Source organism: Lactobacillus kullabergensis (assembly GCF_000967195.1).
GTDB classification, from domain to species: domain Bacteria; phylum Bacillota; class Bacilli; order Lactobacillales; family Lactobacillaceae; genus Lactobacillus; species Lactobacillus kullabergensis.
Genome location: NZ_KQ033871.1, coordinates 1,606,780 through 1,623,980, shown reverse-complemented (window position 1 = coordinate 1,623,980; position 17,201 = coordinate 1,606,780). Strand labels below are relative to the sequence as shown.

Annotated in this window: 16 protein-coding genes, 1 tRNA gene and 1 riboswitch; of the genes, 12 read left to right on the top strand and 5 right to left on the bottom strand. The window is 37.0% G+C overall.

What is annotated here, in order from left to right; genetic code table 11:
* The first annotated feature begins 12 nt into the window (after positions 1–12).
* From JF76_RS08185 to JF76_RS08170, 4 genes are read left to right on the top strand one after another with little or no spacing between them, the layout of a single operon-like run.
* On the top strand, positions 13–1,548 hold the full coding sequence (locus tag JF76_RS08185) for an ABC transporter ATP-binding protein (RefSeq protein WP_045928586.1): 1,536 nt from the start codon (positions 13–15) through the stop codon (positions 1,546–1,548).
* The gene (locus JF76_RS08180; protein WP_045928585.1) at positions 1,541–2,689 is read left to right on the top strand and encodes an ABC transporter permease; all 1,149 of its coding nucleotides are present in this window, start codon (positions 1,541–1,543) and stop codon (positions 2,687–2,689) included. The genes JF76_RS08185 and JF76_RS08180 overlap by 8 nt, the downstream gene beginning before the upstream one ends.
* Positions 2,686–3,642 carry an ABC transporter permease gene (locus JF76_RS08175; RefSeq protein WP_045928584.1) on the top strand — a complete coding sequence of 319 codons (957 nt, stop codon included), beginning with the start codon at positions 2,686–2,688 and terminating at the stop codon, positions 3,640–3,642. Before JF76_RS08180 ends, JF76_RS08175 begins: the two co-directional genes overlap by 4 nt.
* Before the next feature lie 9 nt (positions 3,643–3,651).
* Entirely contained in the window at positions 3,652–4,590 is a 939-nt protein-coding gene (locus JF76_RS08170; protein WP_045928583.1) for a nucleoside hydrolase, read from the top strand.
* 71 nt (positions 4,591–4,661) lie between these two features.
* On the opposite strand, the gene JF76_RS08165 is transcribed toward JF76_RS08170, so the two are convergent.
* From JF76_RS08165 to JF76_RS08155, 3 genes are all read right to left on the bottom strand, one after another.
* A complete protein-coding gene (locus JF76_RS08165; protein ID WP_045928582.1) occupies positions 4,662–5,978 on the bottom strand; it encodes a C1 family peptidase in 1,317 nt (438 codons plus the stop codon).
* 92 nt (positions 5,979–6,070) lie between these two features.
* Entirely contained in the window at positions 6,071–6,682 is a 612-nt protein-coding gene (locus JF76_RS08160; protein WP_045928581.1) for a PH domain-containing protein, read from the bottom strand.
* Positions 6,683–7,232: 550 nt separating this feature from the next.
* Entirely contained in the window at positions 7,233–7,655 is a 423-nt protein-coding gene (locus JF76_RS08155) for an Hsp20/alpha crystallin family protein (RefSeq protein WP_034978036.1), read from the bottom strand.
* Between the two features lie 208 nt (positions 7,656–7,863).
* On the opposite strand from JF76_RS08155, the gene greA reads away from it, so the two are divergent.
* The 4 genes from greA to JF76_RS08135 all read left to right on the top strand — a co-directional run bounded on the left by greA (position 7,864) and on the right by JF76_RS08135 (position 10,817).
* The gene (gene greA / locus JF76_RS08150; RefSeq protein ID WP_045928580.1) at positions 7,864–8,325 is read left to right on the top strand and encodes a transcription elongation factor GreA; all 462 of its coding nucleotides are present in this window, start codon (positions 7,864–7,866) and stop codon (positions 8,323–8,325) included.
* A 78-nt stretch (positions 8,326–8,403) separates the two neighbouring features.
* A complete protein-coding gene (locus tag JF76_RS08145; RefSeq protein ID WP_045928579.1) occupies positions 8,404–9,717 on the top strand; it encodes a Y-family DNA polymerase in 1,314 nt (437 codons plus the stop codon).
* Entirely contained in the window at positions 9,695–10,066 is a 372-nt protein-coding gene (locus tag JF76_RS08140) for a hypothetical protein (protein ID WP_244267937.1), read from the top strand. Before JF76_RS08145 ends, JF76_RS08140 begins: the two co-directional genes overlap by 23 nt.
* Positions 10,067–10,154: 88 nt before the next feature.
* Complete coding sequence (locus JF76_RS08135) at positions 10,155–10,817, top strand: CPBP family intramembrane glutamic endopeptidase (protein WP_045928578.1); 663 nt, start codon at positions 10,155–10,157, stop codon at positions 10,815–10,817.
* A gap of 313 nt (positions 10,818–11,130) precedes the next feature.
* On the opposite strand, the gene JF76_RS08130 is transcribed toward JF76_RS08135, so the two are convergent.
* A tRNA-Gly gene (locus JF76_RS08130) sits at positions 11,131–11,201 on the bottom strand.
* A gap of 187 nt (positions 11,202–11,388) precedes the next feature.
* Entirely contained in the window at positions 11,389–11,994 is a 606-nt protein-coding gene (locus tag JF76_RS08125) for an SOS response-associated peptidase family protein (protein WP_045928577.1), read from the bottom strand.
* A 97-nt stretch (positions 11,995–12,091) separates the two neighbouring features.
* Here JF76_RS08125 and trpS point away from each other — a divergent pair, with 97 nt between their 5' ends.
* The 4 genes from trpS (at position 12,092) to mgtA (ending at position 17,200) form a co-directional block, all read left to right on the top strand.
* Positions 12,092–13,111, top strand: coding sequence for a tryptophan--tRNA ligase (gene trpS, locus JF76_RS08120; protein ID WP_045928989.1), 1,020 nt, complete (start codon positions 12,092–12,094; stop codon positions 13,109–13,111).
* Between the two features lie 4 nt (positions 13,112–13,115).
* Positions 13,116–13,595 carry a deoxycytidylate deaminase gene (locus JF76_RS08115; RefSeq protein ID WP_045928576.1) on the top strand — a complete coding sequence of 160 codons (480 nt, stop codon included), beginning with the start codon at positions 13,116–13,118 and terminating at the stop codon, positions 13,593–13,595.
* Positions 13,525–14,187: a TPM domain-containing protein gene (locus tag JF76_RS08110; protein ID WP_379854641.1), complete on the top strand. Its 663-nt coding sequence runs from the start codon at positions 13,525–13,527 to the stop codon at positions 14,185–14,187. The genes JF76_RS08115 and JF76_RS08110 overlap by 71 nt, the downstream gene beginning before the upstream one ends.
* Positions 14,188–14,255: 68 nt before the next feature.
* Positions 14,256–14,421, top strand: a riboswitch (M-box (ykoK) riboswitch).
* A gap of 88 nt (positions 14,422–14,509) precedes the next feature.
* Positions 14,510–17,200, top strand: coding sequence for a magnesium-translocating P-type ATPase (gene mgtA, locus JF76_RS08105; protein WP_045928574.1), 2,691 nt, complete (start codon positions 14,510–14,512; stop codon positions 17,198–17,200).
* Position 17,201 lies beyond the last annotated feature (1 nt).

Below are 17,201 nucleotides of genomic sequence, written 5' to 3'. Positions count from 1 at the left end.
AATTTACATAAAATGAAAGATATGACGAACGTAATAGAGATGCGCCATATTGTGAAGGATTTTAACGGTTTTAAAGCCAATAATGATATTAATTTGACTTTAAGGAAAGGTGAAATTTTAGCTCTTTTGGGAGAAAATGGTGCAGGTAAATCAACTTTAATGAGTATTTTATCTGGCTTGATTACCCCTACCGCAGGTTCAATTTTGGTTCGGGGGAAAAAGGTTAATATTAAAAATCCAACTGTCGCAAAAGATTTGGGTATAGGCATGGTACACCAGCATTTTATGTTGATGGATTCCTTTACTGTTTTAGAAAATATCATTTTGGGTCATGAAACTACCAAGGGTCCTAAACTGGATTTTAAAAAAGCGGAAAAGCAAATAATGGCCTTGTCTGAGCGCTATAACTTAAACGTTGATCCTCAGAAAAAGATTAGTGAGATTACAGTGGCCCAACAGCAGAGAGTAGAAATATTGAAAGTTCTATACCGCGGTGCTGACATCATGATTTTTGATGAGCCTACTGCCGTTTTAACTCCGCAGGAAATTACTGAATTCATTCAAATTCTGCATGAACTCGCAAAAGAGGGTAAGTCAATTATTTTAATCACGCATAAGCTGGAAGAAATTGAACGAGCAGCTGATCGTGTAACTGTGATTCGTGCTGGTCAAAGCGTGGGCACATTTGCCGTTGCTAATGTTGATAACAATCGTCTGGCAGAATTGATGGTGGGTCGTCACGTTAACATGCAGGTTAATAAGCCCACAGAAAAAGTTGGACGCACAATGTTGCAAGTTGAAGACCTGCATGTAAAAAACAAGCAAAATGTTGCTGTAGTTAAAGGGCTATCTTTTAATTTGCATGCTGGCGAAATTTTGGGAGTCGCTGGTATTGACGGCAACGGTCAGGATGAGCTTGTCAGGGCCTTAACCGGTTTACAACACGTTGACTCTGGCAAAATCATAATTGACGGCGAAGACATGACTAATCATAAAGTACGGCAAATAACCGAAAAGGGCGTGTCATATATTCCAGCAGACCGGCAAAAATATGGTTTGATTCTGCCTTTTTCGATTTCTGATAATTTGGCTTTACAAACTTATTATAAGGAACCATTTTCTCGCCATAACGTGATGCATTATGATGTAATTCATGAACATGCCAAGAAATTAATTAAACAATTTGATATCAGAACTACAAGTGAAAGAATGCCTGTAAGTGATTTATCTGGAGGTAATCAACAAAAAGTGATAATTGCCCGTGAATTAAGTCGCAACAGTAATTTAGTTATTGCGTTTCAGCCGACCCGTGGCCTTGATGTTGGTGCGATTGAATATATTCATAATCAGCTTTTAAACGAAAGAGCTCAAGGCAAAGCAATTTTGTTAATATCATATGAGCTTGATGAAATTATGCAACTGTCTGATCGTATTATTGTACTTCACGATGGTAGAATTTCAGGTGAAGTCAAGCCAGAAAATACTAGCGATGAAGAATTAGGTTTGTTAATGACCGGCGTTAAGAAAGAAGGCAGCGCATTTGCTTAAAGTAACACTAAAAACCAAGAAAATCTTAGTACCAATCATTTCTATTTTGGCAGGCTTTTTAGTAGGGGCAATCATCATGCTGGTTTGGAGCTACAATCCGTTTCAAGCGTATGCTTCAATGTTTTCCAGTGCGTTAGGAAACATGAACGGCATAGGTGAAACGATTCGTGAAGCCACGCCGTTGATTTTTACCGCTATTGGATTTGCCATTGCTTCTACTGCTGGCTTTTTCAATATTGGTTTGCCCGGTCAGGCACAAGCGGGTTGGCTGTCATCTATTTGGGTAGTTTTGGCTAATCCGAACATGCCTAAAGTATTTTTACTGCCACTGGCTGTAATTACCGGTATTATTGCTGGTGCACTTGTTGCCGGTGTTGCCGGCTGGCTGCGTGCTCAATTTGGTACTAACGAAGTAATTACAACCATTATGATTAACTATATTGTGCTTTATTCCTGTCAGTATTTAATGCAGCAAGTAATGTCAGCAAAATTGCGCATTGATACGGATACTACTAAAACAATTACTGCTAACGGCAGTTTGAAGATTGGATGGCTTAGCACAATGTTTGGTGATTCACGCATTAATGCAGGTATTTTTATTGCTTTGGTTGCAGTTTTTTTATATTGGTATTTAATGAGAAAAACTACTACAGGTTTTGAAATTCGTTCAGTTGGTACCAATGCTGAGGCGAGTCGTTATGCAGGAATGTCAGCCAAAAAGAATATCATGCTTTCTATGTTATTATCTGGTGGATTTGCTGGCTTAGGCGGTGTTGTTCAAGGTCTTGGCACATATCAAAACTATTTCACCCAAACGACCAGCTTAGATATCGGGTGGGATGGTCTGTCCGTTGCTCTTCTTGGTGGTGGGACAGCTGTTGGCATTTTACTGGCTTCACTATTATTTTCAATTTTAAAAATTGGCGGTCTAGGGATGCAAACCATTGCCGGTATTCCTTATGAAATTGTTTCAATAGTAATTGCTGCTATCATTTTCTTTGTTGCTATTCAATATGTAATTGGATTATTGTTTAAAACTAAAAGGGCTAAAGAAATCCAAAAAGATACAGCGACTGAAGAAACTGAACCAAATAATGTTACAGTGAGTTCCACAAAGACCCAGGGAGGACAAAATTCATGAATTTAGTTACGATTTTAGCGTTAATTGTGTCATCGACTTTTGTCTATTCAGCACCATTAATTTTTACCGCTTTAGGCGGTGTTTATAGTGAAAATTCAGGCATTACCAACATTGGCCTTGAAGGAATAATGACAATGGGCGCTTTTTCTGCCATTGTGTTTAACCTGACTTTTGCTTCTACTTTTGGTAAAGCAACTCCTTGGATTGGCCTTCTTGTTGGGGGAGTTGTAGGTTTGCTATTTTCACTGCTCCATGCTGTAGCAACCATTAATTTTCACGCCGATCACATCATCAGTGGAACTGTCCTCAATCTTATGGCTCCACCATTAGGAGTGTTTTTAGTCAAAGCTATATATGATAAAGGTCAAACTGAAAACATTACGCAGAGCTTTGGTTATTTTAGTTTTCCAGGCCTTGCTAATATTCCTGTTATTGGGCCTGTTTTCTTTCAAAATACTTCTGCACCTGCCTGGCTGGCAATAATTGTATCAATCTTATTATGGTGGATTTTGTATAAAACTCGTTTTGGCTTGCGTCTGCGTTCCTGTGGTGAAAATCCTCAAGCTGCTGATACTTTAGGGATCAATGTTTATGGTATGCGTTACGCTGGCGTGCTAATATCCGGCTTTTTAGGCGGAATTGGCGGAGCAGTTTTTGCGGAAGCAATTTCAGGCAATTTTTCAGTTTCTACTATTGTTGGACAAGGTTTTATGGCGCTGGCAGCCATGATCTTTGGTAAATGGAACCCACTAGGGGCAATGATGGCTTCGCTCTTCTTTGGCTTTGCTCAAAGTATCAGTATTATTGGCAATCAGCTACCATTCTTTAGTCACATTCCTGCTGTTTACATGCAGATTGCTCCTTACGTAATTACCATTTTAGTTTTAGTTTTGTTCTTTGGAAAATCTGTTGCTCCTGCAGCAGATGGTCAGAACTATATTAAGTCAAAATAGGAAAGAATAATGAAAGAAATTTATTTTAATCATGACGGTAATATTGATGATTTAGTATCATATTTGTTACTCTTGCAAGCACCGGAGATTAAATTATTAGGTGTTGGCGCAATTGATGCGGATGGTTACGTTGACCCAGCTGTTGAGGTTTGTCGTAAGATGACAGACCGGTTTAACTTAAGGGGTGATCAATTAGAAATCGCCAAATCAGATTCAAGAGCTGTCAATCAGTTTCCGGAAGCTTGGCGTAAAGCGGCATATTCATTTAATTATCTGCCATTATTAAACGAATCTGGAAAAATGATTACTAAAATGGCAGCGAAACCAGCTCATTTGGATATGGTTGAAAAGATTTTGGCAGCAAAGCAACCTGTTACTTTAGTTATGACGGGACCCTTAACCGACTTGGCTCGTGCGCTGGATACTAATCCCCAAATTGCGGATAAAATTGAGCGACTATACTGGATGGGCGGCTCTCTTGATGGTCATGGTAATGTTGTTCAGGTTAATGTTGATGGTACGCAAGAATGGAATGCCTTTTGGGATCCGTTTGCTGTCGATAGAGTTCTGAAATCAAATATTCCTATGCAAATTATCGGCCTTGAAAGTAGTGAAGAATTACCATTAACTGATGAATTAAGGATGCATTGGGCCAGTATGCGTGCACATCCAGCTGTAGATTTGGTTGCGCAAGGTTATTGTCTGCTGGTTAATCCCCCAATTCCAAGCTCGCAACTTTATTTTTGGGATGTATTAACGACAATTAGTGCTCTTTATCCGGAAGTCGTTTTGGCCACTGAAAAGCACAGGGTAAAGGTGGTTACACAGGGATTGGCTGCAGGACGAATGGAAGATGATCCTAATGGACGCGAAATTACTTTGGTAACTAAAGCAAATAAAGATTTATTCTTTAAAAAATTTGATGAGCTATTATTACGTGGCAAGTAAATAATTATTTGTAATATAAAAAAGACGAAATTCGTTTTTGAATTTCGTCTTTTTATTAGTTATAAATTCGCTTAAGCTAGTGAATCCCAAGCTGGTAAGTCTGTAATTGGACCTTCAGCAATAGCTACTTGTTCTGGTGTCAAGTACTTTTTGTGGACAACAACTTCATAAACATAGTCATTGAACCAATCATTGTTCATAACAAAGAAACCCTTGTCACCGTTCTTTTCACCCCAGGAATTTTCAACTTTCCATTGACGCACATGGCCACCATCTTCATCAACACCAACAAAAGCCATAGCGTGAGTTGAAGCGCCAGCACCGGTACGCAAGCGGTCAGCTTTGGACATCTTGAGGTCAACGCCAAAAAGATCACTTAGTTTATATAAGTCGCTGTCAAGATATCCCTTTTTACGATCGCTCTGTTCACCAACATCATTACCAAACCACACAGCTTCACCATCTTTTAATTGGTTAACAGCTGCAGTTTCCAAGTATTCCATTGGGACATTCAAGAATTTGATGCGGTATGATCCTTCAACGTTATCTTCAAATGGCAGCCCATATAATTTATCATATTCATGATCCGGTGCATTAGACAGTACAACGTAATCATTAAAGTCAACATCGCCCATGTATTTATGCAAAAATTCCAATGGGGTTAAATCTTTATCCAAGTGATATTTCTTGTCATCATCACGGTATTCCAAGTCAAATTTCTTAGGTGGTTCTCCAACAGCAATTGCTGTTATTTGGTAAATTTGACTTAAGAACTTCTTACGGGCTTTTTCTATTTCATCATCTTTACCGTCTTGCTTTAACTTGCGTAAAACCAGAGCGTCTTTTTTCAGTTTATCGCCCAAAGCTTTACCCAAGCCGGCAGTGTTATTGGTATTAAAACTTTCAGGCATTGCATTAGAAGGCACAACACCGTATTTTTCAATTAAAGCGGCACCCATGTGGAATTGACCCCCGTCTCCGCCAGCACTGTCTAAATATGCTTTTACGGTACGGGAATCAAGCGGTTCATCGGCAGTAGCTAAAATATTGTCATAAAAAATATTTGCCCGTTCAACTTTGTCCCAGAAAAAGTTGTAACTTTGCGAGAAAGTAAAATTCTTGCAGTGATATTTTTTGCCAAAATAATGCCGTAAAATATTTAAGGTGGCAAATTCCCAGCAACGACCTGACTGGCGCTGGTTAGTAACATTTTCAGTATCCAGCTCTGTTGAAAATACACGGGTCAATTCGCCTTGAACACGTTCATTGTAAGATGCTGCAAAAACACCACTTTTTTGAGCAGCTCGTGCCACAACTTGATTTTGCGGTTTTTCATTAAAGTTTTTCGCAAACTCTTCTAGTTCTTGAACAGTTAGTTTGTGAGCCATAATATATATTCTCCTTTTTTAATCTATTTTTAAATTACCTTATATTTTAATCTAAAAGAAAAACGAGTTCAATAGCTGACCATGCTTTGGTTTTATAATCCTAAAACTTGTTTCTTCTTAGCCGAAAATTCTTCTTCAGTCAATATTCCCTCATCAACTAACTCTTTTAATTGCTTTAATTCTGCAATCATATCTTGAGTATTATCTGTTGTATTTTGTACTGGAACATTTTGAATACTTTGTTGGTAATTCTGTGACATGCTTTTAATAGTATCTGCTAAAATTGGTGCCGCAGTTTTATCTAAATCGTTAAGAAAAATATTTGTTGCTCCATTAGTTATTTGAATGTCAGATAAGAAAAGTCGCGTTTTTATTGATACACCATTAATCATATTAAGTGGTATATCTGTAAAATCTCCCCCAATAAACATGTTCTTATTAATTATCATTACACGCATGTTTGTACAAATTATCAGTGCAGTATGATTATCGTATTTGCCACTAGCTGCATACTGGATACTCTCACCGCCTGCAATATCAATATTATCTGACAGGGCTCTTAATTCTTTATTGTTAAACCAAAAATCAAAAACTTTCTTATCAATTAATTGTTTTTTAATTTCATCTGGTATGTTCAATTTATTTATTTTTTTAGCAGCACTCGAAGCTCGATTTTCTATGTATATGTCATTATTTTTGCTCAATTTATACTCCTCCTAAGGAAAACTTGCCCTAGGTTTAACGTCACTGGCTGTGGTGGACTGGGCAGCTATTATTTGAGGTTAATAACTAATAATCTTGAAATTGGGAAAAGAAGAGAAGAAAGAGTTAAGTCTAAACTTTAGCAGTCCTAGTATTAACAATGACAAAGGTGCAAAATTTTAAATATTAAATTTTACTAATATTATTAGATTAAAACTATTGCAAATAGATATCAATTGTCTTTGCGAATTTTAAATACTGCATAAAAGAATCTATAGAAGGAAGTACGTGCAAAAATAATATTTAAAATAACAGGTTCTGTTAATAATCCTGGAATTTTAAATGAAACATAGTCTCAAAACTTTACTACTAAATCTGCTGCTAAAGAAAAATCTAAAAAGTAGCTAGAAACAAAATAAGCCATCCCGACTTTGATCAGGATGGCTTATTTTGGTGCTTCTGATATGTTTTATTTTAAAAACAGTTCAGACAAATTTAAATAGACTTTCTGCTATTTCAGTGAGTTAATATACTTTGATAATTTGAAGACAATTAGTCAATTTGGATTGAGTTATCGCTTGCGCCAGCTTGTTGCTTTGGCAGGGTAATTGTCAATACACCGTTATCGTATTTGGCATGAATATCACTTGCAACTACGTTTGGTAATCTGAAGCTGCGTGAAATGTGACCTTCACTTCTTTCACGGTGAATAATGCTGTTATCCTTGGACATATCTTTAAATGACTTTCTTGAACCTGATACACTTAAAATACCATTATTGTAATTTAGGTGAATTTTATCCTTGTCCATTCCAGGCATGTCAACTTTGATTACATATTCTTTGTCGTTTTCAACAACATCTGATTGCATTAATTTTGCTACTTCGTTATCATCGAAAAATTTTCTTGGAAGATCAAACCAATCGTTCATCGCATCGAATAAATCATTGTGCCGATTCATCATATCATTTGCCATAGTAAAAAACTTCCTTTCAAAATTTATATATTTGTAACAGAAGACTTTCATTTCTTCCTTACAATTATTATTATAGTATGCAGATTCATAAAAAGGAAATATTTAGCACTATTATTTTTAGAGTGCTAATTTATAAAAATTAGAACCTCCATAAAAGTAATTATAGCTTGTGGATAATATTGAAAAGAAAAAATTAGGAGAGAATATTTTGGTTTATTATCAAAAAATGACGCCTCAAGGCTATCAAAAAATTAAAGATGAAATTACTAGTTTGAAAAAAGATAGACCTAGAAGAATTAAAATTTTGCAGGAAGCACGCTCCTTGGGTGACTTGTCTGAAAATACCGAATATACAGAGGCAAAACGTGATTTAGGACACCTTCAGAGTCGTTTGCGTTATTTGGAAAAGCAGTTGAAATATGCAGAAATTGTTGAAAAAACAGCTGACGGCAAGGTAGATCTGGGCAAAACGGTTACATTAAAATTTGGTGATGATGCAGAAACTGAGATTTACCAAGTTGTTGGCCGAATGGAGGCAGATATCAGTGCTGGTAAAATAGCTTTCGACTCGCCATTAGGTCAGGCTATCATGAAAAAGAAAGTTGGCAAAACTGTTAAAGTGGAGGCTCCGGCAGGGGAATATCAGGTAACGATTGAAGCAATTGAATAATTTTTCACTTGATTATTCGAACTGGTGTTTGTATAATTTATTTTAGCGAACATGAGTTTGCATTAGGAAGTGAAAGCAATGTATGATTATCGTTATGAGCCCCATCGTTTAATTTTTATGATTGATAACAAATCATTTTTTGCCAGTTGTGAGGCACTTCAATTAGGTCTAAACCCAATGAAAGCTGTGTTAGCAGTTGTTTCGCATCAGCCACATACAAATTATGGCTCGGGGCTAATTATGGCAGCCTCACCTTTAGCAAAGAAAAAATATGGGTTAACTAATGTTATGCGGGTACGTGATTTACCTACGAAAAAAGAAGCGCCAGACCTTATTTTGGCAGACCCACATATGAATTTGTATATTAAACGTAGCATGCAGGTATTGAAAATTTTTCAGAAATATGCATCAGATGAAGATATCCATGTTTACTCAATTGATGAAAGTATGATTGATATGACCAAGTCTTGGCGTTTGTTTGGGGATGATCCTTATCTGGTTGCTCGCAAAATTCAGGTAGAAATAAAAAATAAGATTGGTCTTTATACTACTTGCGGAATAGGAGAGAATCCACTGCTAGCTAAACTAGCTATGGACATTTCTGCTAAACATCGGTGTTCGATGATTGATTATTGGCATTATATTGATGTACCCGATACAATTTGGCAAATTAAAGATATGGAAGAAGTTTGGGGGATTGGCAAAAGAATAGCTGCACGTTTGCGCCGCCTGCATATTAACAATATGTATGAATTGGCTCATACTGATCCAGCAATTTTAAAAAATGAGTTTGGCGTGATTGGCGAACAGCTATTTGCGATTAGCTGGGGAGTTGATCGTAGCATTATTAGTGAAAAATATTTTCCCATAATGAAAAATTACGGCAATTCACAGATTTTAAACCGTGATTATACGAATCAGCGAGAAATAGAAATAGTTTTACGTGAAATAGGCGAGCAGGTGGGTGCCAGAATAAGGGCACACCGTTTACAAGCAGGCTGTATCAGCTTGTTTGTTGGCTTTTCTAAGTACGAACAAGATGGCAGTCGTAAGGGCTTTAATGTGCAGCAAAAAATTTGCCCTACTAATGATAATGATTTATTAGTTGAAGAAATACTGGCTCTTTTCCGTAAAAACTGGCATGGAGAAACGGTCCGAGCCTTAGGAGTCAATTGTAGTCGCTTAGAACCTGATAATTGCCAGCAATTAACTTTTTTTGTTCCAGCTTCTGAGCAGATAAAAAAACGTACTATAAACATAACTATTGATAGAATCAGAAAGAAATATGGCTTTACCAGTTTGGTCAAAGCATCGAGCTTGGCTAAAGGTGCAACAGCAATCAGGCGTAGCAGTTTAGTTGGCGGGCATAATGGCGGAAATGCATATGAATGATTTTGATAAAATTGTCCAAGATTTTTTTAAAAACTATCAAGATCGCAAAATGAAAAAGTGGCAAGGCTTCTTTTTAAGCGATCATACAATGGCAATTAACAAAGATAAGCAAAAGCGCAGCGTGCAGCATCCCGTTAAAAAAACTATGAATATAGAGGACATAAGCTTGCTGCTGCTTAAAGCATATGGCAATCACCGCATAGTCCATCTGCAGGTTAAAGTTATGAACAGCGATAATCAATTACCAGCTGATATTTGCGGCTTTGTCAATGGTTATAGTGAAGACGGCATTATTGTTGACGGACAAAAAATTGCTTTAGAAGATATAAATAATATCAGTGTAGATTAAGAAAAATTACCTTGATATTTTATATAGATATCTTTTTTTGCTATAATATGGAACTTGTAAGGTACATAATAGTATAGAGGTAATTTTTGTGAATACACCAGCATCAAGGCAGGGCAACATAATACGCTATCTTATTTATTTTATTAGCTATTTGATGGTTGCCGGGGTGATTAAGTTAGTTACTGCTAATTCACCAATTCATATTTGGGATCTAATTTTATTTGCAACTATCTCATTAATGGTTTCACTGTTTTTTATTTATCGCTTTAATAGGGAACAACGCTTTTTTGACCGTAGTTTCGCGGGATCTTGGCTTAGCAATTTTGGCTTGATCGTTGGTTTGACTGCTGTGGTAACAGCATTGCGTATCAGTGTTTCCTGGTTGCAATCCTACGGCAGACTTAAATTATATAATTTTCAAATTGCATATTTGCATCATGAAACAACAATAACTTACTGGTTTTTAGTAGTTGCAATTGGTATCGTTTTACCAATACTACAAGAATTTTTAATTACCGGCTTTTTATTCAATTATGCTTTTAGGAGCAATACTGTTTTAACTGCAATTCTAGGAATATTGACTTCGGGAATTCTGTTTAGTTTACTTAATTGGCAAAGCTCACTGCCACTATTATTAATTAACATGATTTTTGGAGCGCTTTTTGCTTGGTCATACCTCTATACGCAAACTTTATGGATGCCAATCTATTTAGCAGTGCTAAATGGAATTATTTTACTGATTATGACTTAATAATCGAAATTAGAAAAAGTCAGGAAATAATGTTTCCTGGCTTTTATTTTTTATTCAAAAGTTGTTATCACCCTGTTAAGTTCTACAAATTATTTTTTGCAATACAAGGGAACTAATCTTGCACCCTAATGATTGCATTGGAGATCTTGATTATTTATTTGCACATTTTAATGCCCAGCTAACAAGAAAAAGTGCAATTACCTTTTAAAAAGATAGTTGTAATAATTTATAATTAAAAGTTAAATTTATTGCTGGTAACTAATAATTCGGCAGCTAAAAAGCAATGACTTTGATGGCCATTGCTTTTTAATTAAGCGGATAGCGTGAATCGAACCCGCATCTTCAGCTTGGGAAGCTAACATTTTACCATTAAACTATACCCGCATTACTCAAACAGTTTACCATGTTTCGTTTTCGAAACCAAGTTTTGTTTTTTAAAATTTTACAAGTAAGCTGCTAGCTGAAGGAAAAATTTCCTAAAGCAGCGTCATTTTTTAAGAGTTCCAGTCTAAATTTGCGTAATAATAAATAGGAGCAAGAAGTTATTTGAATTAAGTTGGAGATATAGTTGTCACTTTTTAGGTGGTAACTTAACAGAATTAAGACTTAACTGGCTGCGATCAACTAAAGATGAAAAGTTCTGGAATAGCCATTGGCGCAACTCAGCAGCTTGGAGAACTAAAGGCATCCGATTATGAATTTCAGCGTAAGTCCTATTTGGCTGAGTAGTAACCATTGAAAAATGATCCTTTTGGTAAATCCCGGCAATTAGTGTCAGAGCAGCATTTGCATTCTTGAAACTAAAGCGTTCATGATACCTGTGTTCATTTCCAGCTTCATAGGTATCATGACCAGATTCAAAGAATTGACTGGCAATAATAATGCAGCGAGACTTGGCAAAGGAAGAGTCCCACATGGAATGTTTTTCTTCAAAAAAACGTTCAATACGGGCATTAAAAACTACTTTTTTGTGATCATACGGACTCGGATAACCCCAAGATTTAGGCAACAATTGTAATTGATTATCTGTGTAGACTAGTACCGGGGCAATTCCCTTAGGAAAAATATTTTGATTTTGGGGCAAATTACTTGCTGGTTCTATTAGTGGTAAATTTAAGTCGTTTGCTAAGTATTTTTTAATTTCTGCCAGGCTTGGCAGCTGAAATTGATTGCACATTTTTTCCTCCGTGTTTAATCATTACGTGATTTTTGGTAGAATTATTATAAATTATTATATTAAAAAGATTTTAATTATTTAAGGAAGGCAGATTATGATGAAAAAGAAAGTTATCCTTACAGGTGACCGCCCAACAGGAAAATTGCACGTAGGACACTATATTGGCTCACTAAAAAACAGGGTCAAATTACAAAATTCCGGTGAATATCATCCTTATATTATGATTGCTGATACGCAAGCACTGACTGACAATGCCCGTAATCCTGAAAAAATTCAAAAAAGTTTAATTCAAGTAGCGTTGGACTATTTAGCAGTTGGCATCGATCCTGAAATTTCTACAGTTTTTATTCAATCACAAATACCGGCTTTGTTTGAATTGACAGCCTATTATATGGATTTAGTTACAGTTAGCCGCTTAGAGCGTAATCCAACTGTTAAAGCTGAGATCAAGCAAAAAGGTTTTAACGATTCCATTCCCGTGGGCTTCTTAAATTATCCAGTATCACAGGCAGCTGATATCACAGCCTTTAAGGCAACTTTGGTACCCGTTGGGGATGACCAAGAGCCGATGCTAGAGCAAGCACGTGAAATTGTGCGCACTTTTAACCGCGTTTATAACTGCAATGTCTTAGTAGAACCTAAAGGCTACTTCCCAGAAAAGGGTGAGGGGCGCTTGCCTGGTCTAGATGGTAATGCCAAAATGTCCAAATCCTTAAATAATGCTATTTATCTGTCTGATGATGCCAAGACCGTTGAACAAAAAGTAATGTCAATGTATACTGATCCCCAGCACATCCATGTTGAAGATCCAGGCAAAGTAGAGGGCAATACTGTCTTTACCTACCTTGATATTTTTGATCCTGACAAGAATAAGGTAGCGCAATTGAAGGAAGATTACCAAAAAGGCGGCTTGGGTGATGTCAAAATTAAGCGTTATTTAAATACAGTCTTGGAAAAAGAATTGGCTCCAATACGCGAGCGACGCTCTAAATATGAACAGGATACATCTGCTGTCTATGATATGTTAATTGAGGGCTCTAAAAAAGCAAACGAAGTAGCAAACCAGACCTTACAAGAGGTAAGGGATGCAATCGGTTTGAATTATTTTAAGAGGTAAAAAAATGCGTAAGCGAATTCCTTGGAAGCAGTACTTTATGATGCAGGCCTTAGTAATTGCTCAGCGCTCAACATGTGATCGGGCATTAGTAGGCAGTGTTTTGGTAAAAAAGAATCGGATCATTGGCACCGGTTATAACGGTTCTGTTACGGGACAACCTCATTGCGATGATGTTGGACACCAACTGGTTGATGGGCACTGCGTGCGCACCATTCATTCTGAAATGAATTCACTGATTCAATGTGCGCGTAACGGCGTTTCAACCGATGACACAGAAATTTATGTCACACACTTTCCCTGTTATAATTGTGCTAAAGCATTAGTGCAGGCTGGAGTGAAAAAAATCAATTATTACTTTGATTACAATGACAGCCCACTTGCGATTAAACTTTTTAAAGACTGCGGGGTTCCTTATGAACAAATTAAGATCGATCGGCAATATGTGGAGCAACTGGCCCATAAACTGGAAGACGCTGAAAACTAAACTAGTATTATTTACTGCTTTAATTGGTATTTTTCTAACAATGACCGGTTTTTCAAGTCCTAATATTAAAGATAACAGCAATCTGCTTGAGCGTGAAACCAGCAAATTAATTTTAGCGAAAAATGATCGTTATTTTCAGACTAGTGAGCAGCCACAAATTATTGTAAAAACGGTGAATCGCACTGATCACTTGACACCAGCAAAGTTAAATAAGTATAAGCGGACGGTTTTTATTGTTGTTGGCACTAAAAATAAAAAGCGCAACGTGCAAATTTATTCCAGTAAAGACTTGCACAGCGCATTTTCGGCCGATGTGCGAGGCAATATCATTCGATCGCAATCAGATAAATTGCGTAGCACTAATAAAAAGAAATTTAATGAAGGCTTGCGTTTTGTATTTAGAGCATGTGCCACTACTATTGATCAACGTTACCAATATTCACTGGATAAGTATGATTTGACCAGTGATGAGCGGGCACAGCTTTCTCACCCTCACAGGTTGGCCTTGCCTATAGCCTTGGCGCTTGCTTTATTAATTGGCGGTTTGATTTATTTCTTCAAAAATAATTTGAACCTAAAAAAAGATAAATAAAAAAAGATAAAAATATTGACTTTATCATGTGTTATGTATTACACTCACAATGCAAATTAAATAAACAACAAATAAACTGTTAGGTGAGACTCCTACGTGAACAAATGCTATCGCCCGGAAACATCCAGAGATGCCAACGGGTCAAATAGTTTTCGTCGATATAAGGCGAAAACCAGATAGCTAGCTGTAAGACTTACGTCACGTAGTGTTAAAACTGAACGATGAGTATAATAATACCTATTGAAAAGGGACGCCAAGCGGTTAGCATGGGCGGCTCTTTTTTAGTTTGTTTGGATTAATTATGTGATGAGGAGTGGGGATAATGCTGAAAAAACCAAATGGCACAACTAGCAACAAAGATTTGGCACTGGTTAAGGCAATTGCCAAGGAAAGCAGATCAGAAACTTTGGCGAGGCTACATGCGAGCAGTAACGGACTAACCAGCAAGCAGGCTGAAGAAAATAGGGAGGAATATGGTTCTAATACTATTGCTTCAAATAAACATAATTCTAAGTTGCGTTTTTTAGCTGAAGCTTTTATTACTCCTTTTACATTAGTATTGCTAGTTCTAGCAACTTTGTCTTTGTTTACTGATTATATCTTTGTGCCAGCAGGTGAAAAAGATCTGACAACCGTTGCCATTATGCTAACGATGGTCTTAATTTCTGGTATTACCAGTTTTGTACAAAACGTTAGGTCCTCAAATGCGGTAGATTCACTATTAAAAATGGTTTCTGTCACAACAGATATTGTTCGTGATGGCAAAGACCAGGAAATTGATACCAGTGAAGTAGTGGTAGGTGATGTAATTCGCCTGGCTGCTGGAGATATGGTACCAGCCGATATGCGCCTTTTGACTAGTAAGGACCTTTTTTGTTCATCTAGTTCTTTAAATGGTGAATCAAATCCAGTAGAAAAGATTGCTACAGAAAAACCTAAACTTAGTGCTGATCGCGACTATCTTGATTACCCCAACATTCTCTACGAGGGCACGACAATCGTATCCGGCTCAGGTTTGGGCATTGTCTTTGCTACTGGTGAGAGAACTATATTCGGCAAACTGGCTCATGATATTTCACATAATGATGTTAAGAATACTACCTTTGACATTGGTATCAAAAATGTTTCTAAATTATTGATTATCATGACTGCGATCATTGCACCTTTGGTCCTTATCATTAATGGCATTACCAAAGGTGATTGGGTCAATGCTTTAATTTTCTCAATTGCTACAGCTGTTGGCTTAACCCCTGAGATGCTGCCTGTAATTGTGACCACCAATCTAGTCAAGGGGTCAATTGAGATGTCCAAAAAAGGCACAATTGTTAAAAAGATGAATTCAATTCAAAACTTTGGCTCTGCTGATATCTTGTGTACGGATAAAACGGGAACATTAACGCAGGATAAAGTAGTTTTGGAACGTCATTATGATCTCAACTTAAGAGAAAATCCGCGTATTTTGGAATTAGGTTATCTTAATTCTAATTATCAAACGGGAATGAAAAATCTGATTGATAAAGCAATTATTGAAGCAGCTGGCGATGAACTAGATATCAGTGAAATTCAGCGTGATTACAATAAAATTGATGAAATTCCCTTTGATTTTTCCAGAAGGCGCATGAGCGTCGTGGTGGAAAACTCTGATGAGCAACATGGTGAGCACCTGTTAGTAACTAAGGGTGCTTCAGAAGAAATGATGGCTGTGGCCACTAAACTTGAAGTTGACGGGCAAATTTTACCTTTAACTCCTGAGCGAAAACAAAAAGTAATGGCTAAGGTTAACGACATGAATGATGACGGCTTGCGCGTTATCATGCTGGGCTATAAGCGTAATCCTGCTCCTGTTGGCGAATTTTCGGTTAAAGATGAGAATGACCTTATTTTATGTGGTTATCTGGCCTTTCTTGATCCTCCTAAAGAGAGCGCTAAAGATGCATTAGCTCGTCTAAAATATGACGGCATTAACGTTAAAATTTTAACAGGTGACAATGAAGCTGTTACCAGAACTGTAGGTCTGCAAGTTGGTTTGAATGTTGACACAGTTTATTCAGGTGCAGATTTAGAGGGTAAGAAACCAGAAGAATTAGCTAAAATGGTGGAAGAGTGCAACATTTTTGTCAAACTATCACCAGAAGATAAAACCAAAATTATTAACCTGCTAAAGCAAAACGGTCATACAGTAGGCTACATGGGTGATGGCATCAATGATGCTCCAGCGATGAAAGCGGCTGATGTCTCAATTTCTGTTGATACTGCTGTGGATATTGCCAAGGAATCAGCTGATATTATTCTGCTGCATAAAGATTTGAATGTACTAGAAGAAGGCGTGAGAATCGGGCGCAAAGTATTTGGCAACACTATGAAATATATCAAGATCACGCTTTCTTCCAATTTTGGTAATATCCTGTCAATTATGGTAGCTTCTTCTTTCCTGCCGTTCCTGCCAATGCTGCCATTGCAGCTGTTAGTTCTTGACCTGCTCTATGGAACTAGTTGTCTGTCACTGCCATTTGATGATATGTCTGATAAGTTTTTAAAAGAGCCACGTACCTGGTCAACCAAAAAGCTGCCTAAATTCATGTTTTATTTCGGCCCAACTTCATCTGTTTTTGATATTTTGACATTTGCCTTATTATTCTTTGTGATTTGTCCCCAATTAACAGGTGGAAATTACAGCGCACTTGGAGCAACACAAAAAGTGGCATTTGTGGCACTTTTCCATACTGGTTGGTTTATTGAATCACTTTGGACTCAGGAAATGGTGATTCATGCTTTGCGTGATCCACGTTTGCCGTTTATTAAACAGCATGCTGCACCTGGAGTAACTTTAGCTACATTTGGAGCTGGAGTAATTGGAACATTGATCCCATTTTCATTTTTAGCAACAAAACTGGGTTTTGGCAAGATGCCAATTGAATTCATGTGGGTAGTATTTGGTATACTTGTTCTATATATTTTACTGACTACAGTTATCAAGCATTTCTATTTAAAGAGTGAAAAATTTTTAATCTAAA